General features: G+C 58.2%; 12 protein-coding genes. 4 read left to right on the top strand and 8 right to left on the bottom strand.

Features of this window, described 5'->3' with window-relative positions; all coding sequences use genetic code 11:
* Positions 1-6: 6 nt before the first annotated feature.
* The 8 genes from HMPREF3173_RS15855 to rpmH all read right to left on the bottom strand — a co-directional run bounded on the left by HMPREF3173_RS15855 (position 7) and on the right by rpmH (position 7,791).
* Entirely contained in the window at positions 7-798 is a 792-nt protein-coding gene (locus HMPREF3173_RS15855; RefSeq protein WP_043214197.1) for a ParA family protein, read from the bottom strand.
* An 18-nt stretch (positions 799-816) separates the two neighbouring features.
* Positions 817-1,467: a 16S rRNA (guanine(527)-N(7))-methyltransferase RsmG gene (gene rsmG / locus HMPREF3173_RS15850; RefSeq protein ID WP_070574406.1), complete on the bottom strand. Its 651-nt coding sequence runs from the start codon at positions 1,465-1,467 to the stop codon at positions 817-819.
* On the bottom strand, positions 1,464-3,356 hold the full coding sequence (gene mnmG / locus HMPREF3173_RS15845; protein ID WP_070574404.1) for a tRNA uridine-5-carboxymethylaminomethyl(34) synthesis enzyme MnmG: 1,893 nt from the start codon (positions 3,354-3,356) through the stop codon (positions 1,464-1,466). The genes rsmG and mnmG overlap by 4 nt, the downstream gene beginning before the upstream one ends.
* A 504-nt stretch (positions 3,357-3,860) precedes the next feature.
* Entirely contained in the window at positions 3,861-5,231 is a 1,371-nt protein-coding gene (gene mnmE / locus HMPREF3173_RS15840) for a tRNA uridine-5-carboxymethylaminomethyl(34) synthesis GTPase MnmE (protein WP_070574402.1), read from the bottom strand.
* An 84-nt stretch (positions 5,232-5,315) separates the two neighbouring features.
* Positions 5,316-6,998, bottom strand: a complete 1,683-nt coding sequence (yidC, locus tag HMPREF3173_RS15835) for a membrane protein insertase YidC (protein ID WP_043214205.1) — start codon at positions 6,996-6,998, stop codon at positions 5,316-5,318.
* 2 nt (positions 6,999-7,000) lie between these two features.
* Positions 7,001-7,246, bottom strand: coding sequence for a membrane protein insertion efficiency factor YidD (gene yidD, locus HMPREF3173_RS24060; RefSeq protein WP_083300077.1), 246 nt, complete (start codon positions 7,244-7,246; stop codon positions 7,001-7,003).
* Positions 7,239-7,643 (bottom strand): ribonuclease P protein component, encoded by a 405-nt coding sequence (gene rnpA, locus HMPREF3173_RS15830; protein WP_070574400.1) that lies wholly within the window; start codon positions 7,641-7,643, stop codon positions 7,239-7,241. Before rnpA ends, yidD begins: the two co-directional genes overlap by 8 nt.
* Before the next feature lie 13 nt (positions 7,644-7,656).
* Entirely contained in the window at positions 7,657-7,791 is a 135-nt protein-coding gene (gene rpmH / locus HMPREF3173_RS15825; RefSeq protein ID WP_003253163.1) for a 50S ribosomal protein L34, read from the bottom strand.
* 583 nt (positions 7,792-8,374) lie between these two features.
* Between rpmH and dnaA the strand changes: the two genes are divergently transcribed.
* Genes dnaA through gyrB form a run of 4 tightly spaced genes read left to right on the top strand, consistent with a single transcriptional unit; the run spans position 8,375 to position 14,598 of the window.
* Positions 8,375-9,910, top strand: a complete 1,536-nt coding sequence (dnaA, locus tag HMPREF3173_RS15820; RefSeq protein WP_043214207.1) for a chromosomal replication initiator protein DnaA — start codon at positions 8,375-8,377, stop codon at positions 9,908-9,910.
* 40 nt (positions 9,911-9,950) lie between these two features.
* Entirely contained in the window at positions 9,951-11,054 is a 1,104-nt protein-coding gene (gene dnaN / locus HMPREF3173_RS15815; RefSeq protein WP_043214209.1) for a DNA polymerase III subunit beta, read from the top strand.
* 15 nt (positions 11,055-11,069) lie between these two features.
* Positions 11,070-12,173, top strand: a complete 1,104-nt coding sequence (recF, locus tag HMPREF3173_RS15810; RefSeq protein ID WP_070574398.1) for a DNA replication/repair protein RecF — start codon at positions 11,070-11,072, stop codon at positions 12,171-12,173.
* A gap of 4 nt (positions 12,174-12,177) precedes the next feature.
* Positions 12,178-14,598, top strand: coding sequence for a DNA topoisomerase (ATP-hydrolyzing) subunit B (gyrB, locus tag HMPREF3173_RS15805; protein WP_043214213.1), 2,421 nt, complete (start codon positions 12,178-12,180; stop codon positions 14,596-14,598).
* Positions 14,599-14,695 lie beyond the last annotated feature (97 nt).

The following is a 14,695-nucleotide window of genomic DNA, read 5'->3' as shown; positions in this document are numbered from 1 at the left end:
GATTCCTTAAGTTGTCTGTGCAGTGCGTGATTGACGGCGTTGACGGCGCACCAGTTCACCGGCCAATGCCAGGTAGGCCAATGCGCCACGCGATTGCTTGTCGTAGGCCAGGGCCGGCATGCCGAAACTCGGCGCCTCGGCCAGGCGAATGTTGCGAGGGATGACCGTGTCGTACAACTGGTCTCCGAAGTGCTCCTTGAGCTGGGCCGACACATCGTTGTTCAGGCTCAGGCGCGGGTCATACATGGTCCGCAGCAGGCCTTCGATCTTCAGCTCCGGGTTCAGGCGGGCGGCGATGCGCTTGATGTTATCCACAAGGTCGCTGAGACCTTCGAGCGCGTAGTACTCGCACTGCATCGGAATGATCACGCCATCGGAGGCGACTAGGGCATTGAGGGTCAGCATCGACAGCGAGGGTGGGCAGTCGATGAGGATGAAATCGTAATTCTCGCGGATCGGCGCCAACGCGTTGCGCAGGCGGCTCTCCTTCATCTGCATTTCCAGCAGCACCACTTCGGCGGCGGTGAGGTCGCGGTTGGCCGGCAGCAGCTGGAAGCCGCCATGCTCGGAGTAGTGCATGGCCTGGGCCAAGTCGCATTCCCCGATCAGCAGGTCATAGACCGAATGCTCCAGGACGTGCTTGTCCACACCACTACCCATGGTGGCGTTGCCCTGTGGATCGAGGTCGATCAGCAGCACGCGACGTTTGGTCGCGGCCAGCGATGCGGCGAGATTGATACAGGTGGTGGTCTTGCCCACACCACCTTTCTGGTTCGCGATTGCGAATACCTTAGCCATTGTTGCGTGTGTTCCCAGTCATGCCTTGCGGCGCAGTATCAGCAGATGGCGCTGGCCCTGGCAACCCGGAACGGTCAGGGCCTGCTCGCTTTCCACTGTGAAGTCTGCGGGCAATGCTACCAGTTCATCGGCCGGATGCAGCCCCTTCATTGCAAGCCATTGCGTCCGGGCGTCGCCCAAGTGGCGTGTCCAGTTGGTGAAGTTCTCCATGCTGCTGAACGCACGAGAGATGATCCCGCAGAACGGCTGCGCCGGTTGGAATTCTTCCACCCGGCTGTGGATAACCTGCAGGTTGTCCAGCTTGAGCTCCATTTTCACCTGGGTAAGGAAGCGTGTCTTCTTGCCATTGCTGTCGAGAAGCGTCACTTGCTTGCGCGGATGCAGAATGGCCAACGGAATCCCCGGCATACCGCCGCCACTGCCGACATCCAGCCAACGCTGGGTGTCATTGTGGATAAACGACATGACGCTCAGGCTGTCGAGCAAATGGCGCGACACCATCTCGTCCGGGTCGCGCACTGCGGTCAGGTTGTACGCTTTGTTCCACTTGATCAACAGGGCCAGGTAACCCAGCAGTTTTTCCTGCTGCTGCGGGCTCAGCTCGACACCGAGCTGGCGCGCGCCTGTGGACAACTCTTGTGCATGTTGCGGGGTGACCAGGGAACTCAAGCGCTTTGCTCCAATTCGCGGCCTGCGCCGCGTTTTTTCAGATGAATCAGCAACAGGGAAATTGCGGCGGGCGTCACGCCAGGAATACGCGAAGCCTGCCCGAGGGTCTCTGGACGCGTCTGGCCGAGCTTGCTCTGGATCTCCTTAGACAGCCCGGAAATCGTGGTGTAGTCGATATCCACAGGCAGACGGGTATCTTCGCTGGCACGCAGGCGGGCGATTTCTTCCTGCTGACGGTCGATATAGCCGGCGTATTTGGTCTTGATCTCGACCTGTTCGGCCACCTGTGGATCGATTTGTTCCCCACCGGTCGCTTCGATCAATCCGGCATAGTCGATTTCAGGACGCGCCAGCAAGTTCAGCAAGTTGTATTCATGGCTCAGCGGTGTGCCGAACTTATCCACAACCGCCTGGCCTTCGGGCGTCCCCGGACGGATCCATGTGGACTTCAGCCGCTGTTCCTCCCGCTCGATGCCTTCACGCTTGGTGCAGAACGCCGCCCAGCGGGCGTCGTCGATCAGCCCGAGCTCGCGGCCCTTCTCTGTCAAGCGCAGATCGGCATTGTCCTCGCGCAGGATCAGCCGGTATTCGGCACGCGAAGTGAACATGCGGTATGGCTCTTGGGTACCGAGGGTAATCAGGTCGTCGACCAGTACACCGATGTAGGCCTCGTCGCGGCGCGGACACCAGCTGTCACGGCCCAGGGCGCGAAGCGCGGCGTTGGTGCCGGCCAGCAGACCTTGGGCCCCGGCCTCTTCGTAGCCGGTGGTGCCATTGATCTGCCCGGCGAAGAACAGCCCGCCAATGACCTTGGTCTCCAGGCTGTACTTGAGGTCGCGCGGGTCGAAATAGTCGTACTCGATGGCGTAGCCCGGGCGAACGATGTGGGCATTTTCCATGCCACGGATCGAGCGGACGATGTCCAGTTGCACATCGAACGGCAGCGAAGTGGAGATGCCGTTGGGGTATAGCTCATGGGTGGTCAGGCCTTCCGGCTCGATGAACACCTGGTGGCTTTCCTTGTCGGCGAAGCGATGGATCTTGTCTTCGATCGATGGGCAGTACCGCGGTCCTACGCCTTCGATGACGCCCGAGTACATCGGTGAACGGTCGAGGTTCGAGGCGATGATCTCGTGGGTACGGGCATTGGTGTGGGTGATCCAGCAACTCACCTGGCGTGGATGCATGTCGGCATTGCCCATGAACGACATGACCGGAATCGGTGTGTCACCGGGTTGCTCGGTCATCACCGAGAAGTCAACCGAACGCCCGTCGATACGGGGCGGGGTACCGGTTTTCAGACGACCGACGCGCAGCGGCAGTTCACGCAGGCGGTGGGCCAAGGCAATCGCGGGCGGATCGCCTGCACGACCGCCGGAATAGTTCTGCAGACCGATGTGGATAAGTCCACCGAGGAAGGTACCAGTAGTCAGAACCACCGAATCGGCGAAAAAGCGCAGACCCATCTGGGTAATGACACCTTTGACCTGGTCCTGCTCGACGATCAGGTCATCACAGGACTGCTGGAATATCCACAGGTTCGGCTGGTTTTCCAGGATCTCGCGGACCACGGCCTTGTAGATAGCGCGGTCAGCCTGGGCACGGGTCGCACGGACGGCCGGGCCTTTGCGGTTGTTCAGGATACGAAACTGGATGCCGCTTTTGTCGGTGGCCAGTGCCATGGCGCCGCCGAGCGCATCGATTTCCTTGACCAGGTGACTCTTGCCAATGCCACCGATAGCCGGGTTGCAGCTCATGTGACCGAGGGTTTCCACGTTATGGGTCAGCAGCAGGGTTTTCACACCCATGCGTGCGGACGCAAGCGCAGCCTCGGTACCGGCATGGCCGCCGCCGATGACGATCACTTCAAAACGGGAAGGGAAATCCACCACGCACCTCGTGCCTGTTTTTGCGAATAGAGAAGGTAAGCGGACAAGTATAGGGACTTCACCCCCTTCAAAGGAACCTTCTGAGCAAAATTTGACCAGGCTGTGGATGAATGGCAGGTTAAAGAAAACAAAGAGGAAAAATTTAAAAAAGCTTTGTTTTTATGTTTATTCTTATGAACCCAGGCATCTGTGGATAAACTTATACAGCCCAGTATCCATGCCGTCTTGGCGAATTCAAAACCCTGTGTTTGAAGGGGTATGAGGGTTCTGGATAACAGCGTTTAACCTGTGGATTAAAGTGCTGATTACCCACAGGGCGGTTTGTCCTCAACAAAAAAAGGTGGTTATCAACGGTGCTGAAGGCGACTTTTCCACAGAGCTCATCCGCTCTGCTTCGCATCTGTTGATGATTTTTTCCGCGATGGGGCTGCCCGCCGGGTCTTTCCACAGGCAAAAAAAAGCCGCTCCCGGTGGAGCGGCTCTGTGTAAAACGTCGGCCCGACGCTATTTGCCGATACAGAAGCTCGAGAAGATACGTCCCAGCAGGTCGTCGGAACTGAAGGCCCCGGTGATCTCGCCCAGTGCTTGCTGTGCCTGTCGCAGGTCTTCGGCCAGTAATTCTCCGGCGCCGGCCAAGGTCAGTTGAGCGCGACCATGCTCCAGATGCGACTCGGCTTGGCGCAGGGCTTCCAGATGACGTCGTCGGGCGCTGAAACTGCTTTCGGCAGTCTGCTCGTAGCCCATGCAAGCCTTGAGGTGATCGCGTAACAACTCCAGCCCACCGTCTTCACCCTTGGCGCTGAGGGTGATGGTCACGTGGCCATCTTCACACTGCTCCATGCCGACTGACTCACCACTGAGGTCGGCCTTGTTTCGTATCAGTGTGACCTTGGCTGGGTCTGGCCGCTTGTCGAGAAATTCTGGCCACAGGGCGAACGGATCGCTCGCTTCCGGCGCAGTGGAATCCACTACCAAGAGCACCCGATCCGCTTCATTGATGGCCTTCAGGGCACGTTCGACGCCAATCTTTTCCACATGATCGTCGGTGTCGCGCAGGCCAGCGGTGTCCACTACGTGCAGCGGCATGCCATCGATGTGGATATGTTCACGCAGGATATCCCGCGTGGTCCCGGCGATGTCCGTGACGATAGCTGCTTCCCGACCAGCCAGGCGATTGAGCAGGCTGGACTTGCCGGCATTCGGACGACCAGCGATGACGACGGTCATGCCGTCGCGCAGCAAAGCGCCCTGCCCGGCTTCACGCTGGACTGTGGACAACTCGCTGCGCACGTTATCGAGCATCGACAGTACATGGCCATCGGCTAGAAAATCGATCTCCTCTTCAGGGAAGTCGATCGCCGCCTCGACGTAGATGCGCAATGCGATCAACGCTTCGGTTAGGTCGTGCACCCGCTTGGAGAAAGCGCCCTGCAATGAGCGTAGGGCGTTTCGCGCTGCCTGGGTGGAGCTCGCCTCGATCAGGTCGGCGATCGCTTCAGCCTGGGCGAGGTCGAGTTTGTCGTTAAGAAACGCCCGTTCGCTGAATTCACCTGGGCGTGCAAGGCGGCAACCCAACTGCAGACAGCGCTGCAGGAGCATGTCCATCACCACTGGACCTCCATGGCCTTGCAGCTCTAGGACATCTTCGCCGGTAAACGAGTTCGGCCCCGGGAAGAACAAGGCGATGCCTTCATCCAACACCAGGCCATCGTTGTCACGGAACGGGCCATAGTGGGCATGGCGTGGCGTCAGGATTCGGCCGGTGATGGCCTGCCCTGCCTGGCTGGCCAGTGGACCGGACAACCTGACGATGCCAACGCCTCCGCGCCCCTGGGCGGTGGCAATGGCGGCGATGGTTTCACGCACAGTGTTCATGCTCGAAAACCTCTACGGAAAATACACAGATAGCAAAAACGCCCCACGAGGGGGCGTTTTTATTCACAGGCCGTCAGCCGTTCGTCAAGCAGCAGCTTTTTTGGTTGCGGCTTCGATGCTACGGGTGATGTACCACTGCTGTGCGATGGACAGGCAGTTGTTCACAACCCAGTACAGCACCAGACCGGCTGGGAACCACAGGAAGAAGAAGGTGAAGATGATCGGCATCAGCTTCATGACCTTCGCTTGCATCGGATCCGGTGGAGTCGGGTTCAGACGCTGCTGGATGAACATGGTGGCGCCCATGATGATCGGCAGGATGAAGAACGGATCCTTGATCGACAGGTCGGTAATCCACAGCATCCATGGGGCCTGGCGCATCTCGACGCTTTCCAGCAGTACCCAATACAGCGCCAGGAACACCGGCATCTGGACCAGGATCGGCAAGCAGCCGCCCAGTGGGTTGATCTTCTCTTTCTTGTACAGCTCCATCATCGCCTGGGACATCTTCTGGCGATCATCACCGAAGCGTTCCTTGAGCTGGGCCAGTTTCGGCGCAACGGCGCGCATACGCGCCATCGAACGGTAGCTGGCGGCGGAAAGTGGGAAGAACAGACCTTTGATGAGCATGGTCAGGACGATGATCGACCAGCCCCAGTTACCCAGCAGGCTGTGGATATGTTGCAGCAGCCAGAAGATCGGCTGGGCAATGAACCACAGGAAGCCATAGTCGACCGTGAGTTCCAGCCCTGGGGACAGTTCCTTGAGCTTGGACTGGATCTTGGGACCGGCATACAGCATGGCGCTGGTTTCAGCCTTGGCGCCAGCTGGGACGTTCAGAGCGGGACCGGTGTAACCGATGATGTAGTTGCCCTGGCTGTCCTTGCGGGTCTGGACGACGTTGTTGTCCGATTTATTCGGGATCCAGGCGGTCACGAAGTAGTGCTGCAGCCAGGCAACCCAGCCACCGGACACATTTTCTTTCAAACTGCCCTTGTCGATGTCCTTCATCGACACTTTCTTGTACGGCTCCGAAGCTGTCCACAGGGCTGCGCCCAGATAGGTGGCGGTGCCGGTAGCAGTGCTCGACGACGGATCGGAGCTGGCGTCACGCTTGAGTTGGGCAAACAGGTTGCCGTTCCAGGCCTGGCCGCTCTGGTTATCGATCAGGTAACTGACGGTCAGGTCGTACTCACCGCGCTTGAAGCTGAAGCGCTTGATGTAGTTGACGCCGTTTTCGCTGAACTTCAGGTCCACCACCAGTTGGTCCTGGCCATCAGCCAGCTGGTAGCTCTTGCTGTCGGAAGCGTACAGCGGGCGGCCGGTGGAACGGGCGTCCGGACCGTTGCTGCCCGTCAGGCCACTCTGGGCCAAGTAGACGCGCTCGCCACCGTTGTCGAACAGCTGGAACGGAATGTCCGGATGATCCTGGCGACGCGGGTACTTCGGCAGAGTCAACTGGACGATATCACCGCCGACCGGGTCGATAGCCAGGTCCAGGACATCAGTCTTGATCCGGATCAGGTCCTTGCTGACAGCGACAGGTGCCAGCTCCGCTGGTGTCGCTTCAGCATTGGTGCTCGGCACATCGGCGCTGGCGCCGTTATTGCCGGCCGGAACGGTGTCCGGCAGCGCCGGGGCAACATTGCTGGCAGCAGTATTCTGAGTCGGCAAGGCAGCCTGACCGTAGTCCTGGTTCCATTTCAGGACCATGACGTAGGACACGATTGCCAGGGCGACGATCAGGATCGTGCGTTTAATATCCATGATTACTCGGCTATCGAAGAAGTTCGGGAGGAAGGAGCGGGCGGAACGGGATCGAAACCACCGTCGTTCCACGGATGACAACGCCCCAGGCGACGAACGGCCAGCCACCCACCACGCAAGAGGCCATGGCTTTCAATGGCTTCATAAGCGTAACAGGAGCAACTGGGGTAGAAACGACAGTGACTGGCCATCAGTGGACTAATGGCATAACGGTAAAACTGGATCGGAACGAGTGCCAGTTTACGCATCGTGACTGTCTACCCCTGCGGAATCGGCATTAGCCGCTGGAGAGGGCCGACTGCGAACCAGTCGCTTCCAGAGCTTGCCAAAGTGTTGGTGCAATTCTGGGTTTTCAATCTCGCCCAATCCCTTGCGCGCGACGATCACGATGTCCAACCCGGCGAGCAGCTGCTGGTTCAGACGGAACGAATCGCGCATCAAACGCTTGAGACGATTGCGTTGAACGGCGAGCTTGACGCTCTTCTTGCCGATCACCAAGCCGAGGCGTGGATGATCGAGGCCGTTCTCGCGAGCAAGGATCAGCAGGTTTTTCCCTGGAACCTTGCCGGTTGGGGAGTCGAAGACCGCTTTGAAGTGCCGGGGTGTAAGCAGTCGCTTATCCCGACTGAAGTCCTGACTCACCACCTGTGCCGAAAAATCAAATTGCCAGACGCTTACGGCCTTTGGCACGACGACGCGACAGAACAGCGCGGCCGTTCTTGGTAGCCATACGGGCACGGAAGCCGTGGGTGCGCGCGCGCTTGATGGTGCTTGGTTGGAAAGTACGTTTCATGGCGTGTTACCTGGGTTTGTCGACAACGGGCCGGAATGGCCCCCTTTTTAAGAGACCGGCGATTCTAGAGAAAGCAAGCCCATAGGTCAATTTCCAACCAGCTTTTGCCTATAGAAGGTACGGAGGGGTCGAAGGCTGTCAGGTGGCTTGATCCGGACGTGGGCGAGAGACAACATGAAAAAAATAGAAGGACATATAAAAAGCTTTTCTGAAGAACTTATAAATCTTTAGTGGATAACTATCTGTGGATAACATGCCAAACGCCTTTATCCGCGTGCGTTTCAGGGAATCATAACCTTGTCGGTAAACGGTGCCTTCGCTGTGCTGATGACATGCACAACCTGTGGAGCAAATGGCTTGTTATCCACAGTTGAGTTATCAACAGGTCTGAGGGTGGGGTTGTGCATAGTGCTCAGGGCTGGTTATCCACAGGGCTTATTCACAGCGCAGGCAAGGCGTTTAGGAAGTTTTTTGGCCGAATTGTCCCTGTGCAAGTCGGTGTCACATGTGGATAACTGGTCTACCTCCCGGTACAATGGCGGTTTGTTTTTGCCTCATCCGGCTTTCAACTCAGGGGATATCCGTGTCAGTGGAACTTTGGCAGCAGTGCGTGGAGCTTCTGCGCGATGAACTGCCTGCCCAGCAATTCAACACCTGGATCCGTCCGCTACAGGTCGAAGCCGAAGGCGACGAGTTGCGCGTCTATGCGCCCAACCGTTTCGTTCTCGATTGGGTCAACGAAAAGTACCTGGGCCGTCTGCTCGAGCTGTTGGGCGAGCGTGGCAATGGCATTGCGCCTGCCCTTTCCTTATTAATAGGTAGCCGTCGCAGTTCCGCTCCGCGTGCTGCACCCAATGCGCCTGTCAGTGCCGCGGTCGCTGCGTCAATGGCCCAGCAGACCCAAGTCCAGCAAGCCGCACAGGTCGTGCAGCCGAGCGAGCCGGTCGTTGAACCTGCGCTTGAGCTGGCACCTGCGCTCGAGATCGAAGAGCCGTCTTCGCGCGACAGTTTCGACGTGATGGGCGAGCCTGCTTCTGCGCCGGCCACCAGCACACGTACCGAGCAACGCACGGTCCAGGTCGAAGGCGCGCTCAAGCACACCAGCTACCTCAACCGTACCTTCACCTTCGAAACCTTCGTCGAGGGTAAGTCCAACCAATTGGCTCGCGCTGCGGCCTGGCAGGTGGCCGACAACCCTAAGCATGGTTACAACCCGCTCTTCCTTTATGGTGGTGTGGGCCTGGGTAAAACCCACCTCATGCACGCTGTGGGTAACCACCTGCTGAAGAAGAACCCGAATGCCAAGGTGGTGTACCTGCATTCCGAGCGTTTCGTCGCCGACATGGTCAAGGCGCTGCAGCTCAATGCGATCAACGAGTTCAAGCGCTTCTATCGCTCAGTCGACGCATTGCTGATCGACGATATCCAGTTCTTCGCCCGTAAGGAGCGTTCCCAGGAGGAGTTTTTCCACACCTTCAACGCCTTGCTTGAGGGTGGTCAGCAGGTGATTCTCACCAGTGACCGTTACCCGAAGGAGATCGAAGGCCTGGAGGAGCGCCTCAAATCGCGATTCGGTTGGGGCCTGACGGTCGCCGTGGAGCCGCCGGAGCTCGAAACCCGCGTTGCGATTCTTATGAAGAAGGCCGACCAGGCGAAGGTCGAGCTGCCCCACGATGCAGCGTTCTTCATCGCCCAGCGCATACGCTCCAACGTGCGTGAGCTGGAAGGTGCTTTGAAACGGGTGATCGCCCACTCCCACTTCATGGGCCGGGATATCACCATCGAGCTGATTCGCGAGTCGCTCAAGGATCTGCTGGCGCTGCAAGACAAGCTTGTGAGTGTGGATAACATCCAGCGCACGGTGGCCGAGTACTACAAGATCAAGATCGCCGATCTGTTGTCCAAACGACGTTCGCGTTCGGTTGCACGCCCGCGTCAGGTTGCCATGGCGTTGTCCAAGGAACTGACCAACCACAGTTTGCCGGAGATCGGCGACATGTTTGGCGGTCGGGACCACACCACCGTGCTGCACGCCTGCCGCAAGATCAACGAACTGAAAGAATCCGATGCGGATATCCGCGAGGACTACAAGAACCTGCTGCGTACGCTGACGACCTGATGAACGTCGGTGCAGCTAATTGAAGGCAAGGGACTAGACCATGCATTTCACCATTCAACGCGAAGCCCTGTTGAAACCCCTGCAACTGGTCGCAGGCGTCGTCGAGCGCCGCCAGACCTTGCCGGTCCTGTCCAATGTGCTGTTGGTCGTGCAAGGCCAGCAACTGTCGTTGACCGGTACCGACCTGGAAGTCGAGCTGGTTGGCCGTGTGCAACTGGAAGAGCCGGCCGAGCCGGGCGAGATCACTGTCCCAGCGCGTAAGCTGATGGATATCTGCAAGAGCTTGCCGAGCGACGCTCTGATCGATATCAAGGTCGACGAGCAGAAGTTGCTGGTCAAGGCCGGGCGCAGCCGTTTTACCCTTTCGACGCTGCCGGCCAATGACTTTCCGACCGTCGAGGAAGGTCCTGGCTCGCTGACTTGCAACCTGGAGCAGAGCAAGCTGCGTCGCTTGATCGAGCGCACCAGCTTCGCCATGGCTCAGCAGGACGTGCGTTACTACCTCAACGGCATGCTGTTGGAGGTGTCGACCGATACCCTCCGAGCGGTTGCCACTGACGGTCACCGTCTGGCGCTGTGCTCCATGCAAGCCGCCATTGGTCAGGCCGAACGCCACCAAGTCATCGTGCCACGCAAGGGTATTCTCGAGCTGGCGCGTCTGCTCACCGATCCGGAAGGCATGGTCAGCATCGTCCTGGGTCAGCACCATATTCGTGCGACCACCGGTGAGTTCACCTTTACCTCCAAGCTGGTAGACGGCAAGTTCCCGGACTATGAGCGTGTGCTGCCCAAAGGTGGTGACAAGCTGGTGATCGGCGATCGCCAGGCCCTGCGAGAAGCCTTCAGCCGTACTGCCATCCTTTCCAACGAGAAATACCGTGGCATTCGTCTGCAACTGGCTTCGGGCCAATTGAAGATCCAGGCGAATAACCCGGAGCAGGAAGAGGCCGAGGAAGAAATCAGCGTCGATTACAACGGCAGCTCGCTTGAGATCGGCTTCAACGTCAGCTATCTGCTCGACGTGTTGGGCGTGATGACCACGGAACAGGTTCGCCTGATTCTGTCCGACTCCAATAGCAGCGCCCTGCTTCAGGAAGCCGGCAACGATGACTCTTCTTACGTCGTCATGCCGATGCGTCTGTAACCTGTAGCAGGCCAAATGTCACTTCGACGTATCATGGTCACCGCGGTGCGCAACCTGCACCCGGTGACCCTCTCTCCCTCCCCCCGCATCAACATCCTTTACGGCGCCAACGGCAGCGGCAAGACCAGCGTGCTCGAAGCTGTGCATTTGTTGGGGCTCGCCCGTTCCTTTCGCAGTACACGCCTGAATCCGGTCATTCAGTACGAGCAGCCTACCTGCACCGTATTTGGAGAGGTTCAGCTTGTCGAAGGCGGAATGAGCAATCTAGGAATATCGCGGGATCGTCAGGGCGATTTCACTATCCGTATCGATGGGCAAAATGCGCGTAGTACAGCTCAACTCGCTGAACTACTGCCGCTGCAGCTCATCAATCCGGACAGCTTCCGCCTGCTCGAGGGTGCCCCGAAAGTGCGTCGGCAGTTTCTGGATTGGGGAGTGTTCCACGTGGAACCTCGATTCATGACTGCCTGGCAGCGCCTGCAGAAGGCGCTGCGGCAGCGGAACTCATGGTTGCGTCATGGTACACTTGACGCTGCTTCGCAAGCCGCCTGGGACCGGGAGTTATGCCTGGCCAGTGCGGAGATAGATGAATACCGTCGCAATTACATCAAGGCCTTGAAGCCTGTCTTCGAGCGGACCCTGAGTGAACTGGTTGAGCTGGACGGGTTAACCCTGAGCTACTACCGAGGCTGGGACAAGGACCGGGAACTCAACGAAGTACTCGCCTCCTCTCTTCTTCGCGATCAGCAAATCGGGCACACCCAGGCGGGGCCACAGCGTGCTGATTTGCGTCTGCGATTGGGCGCAAACAATGCCGCCGACATTTTGTCCCGAGGTCAGCAGAAACTGGTGGTCTGCGCCTTGCGGATCGCCCAGGGCCACCTCGTCAGCCAGGCACGCCGCGGTCATTGTATTTATCTCGTGGATGACTTGCCGTCCGAACTGGATGAGCAGCATCGTCTCGCGCTATGTCGCTTGCTTGAAGAATTACACTGCCAGGTTTTTATCACCTGTGTAGATCACGAATTACTGAGGGAAGGCTGGCAGACGGAAACGCCAGTTGCTTTGTTCCACGTGGAACAAGGCCGTATCACCCAGACCCACGACCATCGGGAGTGAAGGCATGAGCGAAAATCAAACGTACGACTCCTCCAGCATCAAGGTGCTGAAAGGACTGGATGCCGTGCGCAAACGCCCCGGCATGTACATTGGCGACACCGATGATGGCAGCGGCCTGCACCACATGGTCTTCGAGGTGGTCGACAACTCGATCGACGAAGCCCTCGCGGGTCATTGCGACGACATCACTGTCATCATTCACCCGGACGAATCCATTAGTGTTCGCGACAATGGTCGCGGCATTCCTGTTGACGTGCACAAAGAAGAAGGTGTCTCGGCAGCTGAGGTCATCATGACCGTCCTCCATGCGGGCGGTAAGTTCGACGACAACTCCTATAAGGTTTCGGGCGGCCTGCACGGTGTAGGTGTTTCCGTTGTGAATGCCCTGTCCGAGAAGCTGGTACTGACCGTTCGCCGTAGTGGCAAGATCTGGGAACAGACGTACGTTCACGGTGTTCCACAGGCCCCGATGGCAGTGGTCGGTGAGAGTGAAACTACCGGTACACATATTCACTTCAAACCTTCGGCCGAAACCTTCAAGAACATCCACTTCAGCTGGGACATCCTTGCCAAGCGTATTCGCGAACTGTCGTTCCTGAACTCAGGCGTCGGTATCCTGCTCAAGGATGAACGTACCGGCAAGGAAGAGTTCTTCAAGTATGAAGGTGGCCTGCGCGCGTTCGTCGAATACCTGAACACCAACAAGACCCCGGTCAACTCCCAGGTGTTCCACTTCAATGTTCAACGTGACGACGGTGTGGGTGTCGAAGTCGCCCTTCAGTGGAACGACAGCTTCAACGAAAATCTGCTGTGCTTCACCAACAACATTCCGCAGCGTGACGGTGGTACCCACCTGGTCGGTTTCCGCTCCTCGCTCACCCGTAGCTTGAACAACTACATCGAACAGGAAGGTCTGGCCAAGAAGAACAAGGTCGCGACTACTGGCGACGATGCCCGTGAAGGTCTGACCGCGATCATCTCGGTCAAGGTGCCGGATCCGAAGTTCAGCTCGCAGACCAAGGACAAGCTGGTTTCCTCGGAGGTGAAGACCGCCGTGGAACAGGAGATGAACAAGTACTTTGCCGACTTCCTGTTGGAAAACCCCAACGAAGCCAAGGCGGTGGTCGGCAAGATGATCGATGCTGCCCGCGCCCGTGAAGCAGCGCGCAAGGCACGTGAGATGACCCGCCGCAAAGGTGCATTGGACATCGCCGGCCTGCCAGGCAAACTCGCTGATTGCCAGGAAAAGGATCCTGCCCTTTCCGAACTGTACCTGGTGGAGGGTGACTCCGCGGGTGGCTCGGCCAAGCAAGGTCGTAACCGTCGCACCCAGGCGATCCTGCCGCTCAAGGGTAAGATCCTCAACGTCGAGAAAGCGCGTTTCGACAAGATGATCTCCTCCCAGGAAGTGGGCACCTTGATCACTGCCCTGGGCTGCGGTATTGGCCGTGAAGAGTACAACATCGACAAGCTGCGTTATCACAACATCATCATCATGACCGATGCTGACGTTGACGGTTCGCACATCCGTACCCTGCTGCTGACCTTCTTCTTCCGCCAACTGCCAGAGCTGGTCGAGCGTGGCTACATCTATATCGCCCAGCCACCGCTGTACAAGGTGAAGAAAGGCAAGCAAGAGCAATACATCAAGGACGACGACGCCATGGAGGAGTACATGACGCAGTCGGCCCTGGAAGATGCCAGCCTGCACCTGGACGAATCGGCGCCAGCGGTTTCCGGCGTTCAGCTTGAAAGCCTGGTGAACGAATTCCGTTCCGTGATGAAAACGCTCAAGCGTCTTTCGCGTCTGTATCCTGAAGAGCTTACCGAGCACTTCATCTACCTGCCGGAAGTCACCCTGGAGCAACTGGCCAACCAAGCTGTTATGCAGACCTGGCTGGCGCAGTTCCAGGAGCGTCTGAGCAACAGCCAGAAGTCCGGCCTCACCTACCAGGCCAGCCTGCGCGAAGACAAGGAACGCAACCTCTGGCTGCCGGAAGTGGAAATCACCTCCCATGGCTTGGCCAGCTACGTCACCTTCAATCGTGACTTCTTCGGCAGCAACGACTACCGCACTGTAGTCGCCATTGGCGCCAAGCTCAGCACCCTCCTCGGCGAAGGTGCCTACGTGCAGCGGGGCGAGCGTCGCAAGGCGGTCACTGAGTTCAAGGAAGCGCTGGATTGGCTGATGAACGAAACCGCCAAGCGTCACACCATCCAGCGATACAAAGGTCTGGGTGAGATGAACCCGGATCAGCTGTGGGAGACCACTATGGACCCAACCGTACGCCGGATGCTGAAGGTGACCATCGAAGATGCGATCGCTGCCGACCAGCTGTTCAACACCCTGATGGGTGATGCGGTCGAGCCGCGTCGTGACTTCATCGAAAGCAACGCCTTGTCGGTATCCAACCTGGACTTCTGATCAGGCCCACTGTAGGTTCACAGAAAAGCTGCACGCTTTCACAAATAGATGACCGGCCGGGCTTCAACCATGGCCCCTGTCGGTCACCATCAAGCCC

This window comes from Pseudomonas sp. HMSC08G10, from assembly GCF_001808425.1.
Taxonomy (GTDB): Bacteria; Pseudomonadota; Gammaproteobacteria; order Pseudomonadales; family Pseudomonadaceae; genus Aquipseudomonas; species Aquipseudomonas guariconensis.
Note: the sequence above shows the minus strand (reverse complement) of the source record. Positions and strands in the feature narration are given on the sequence as shown.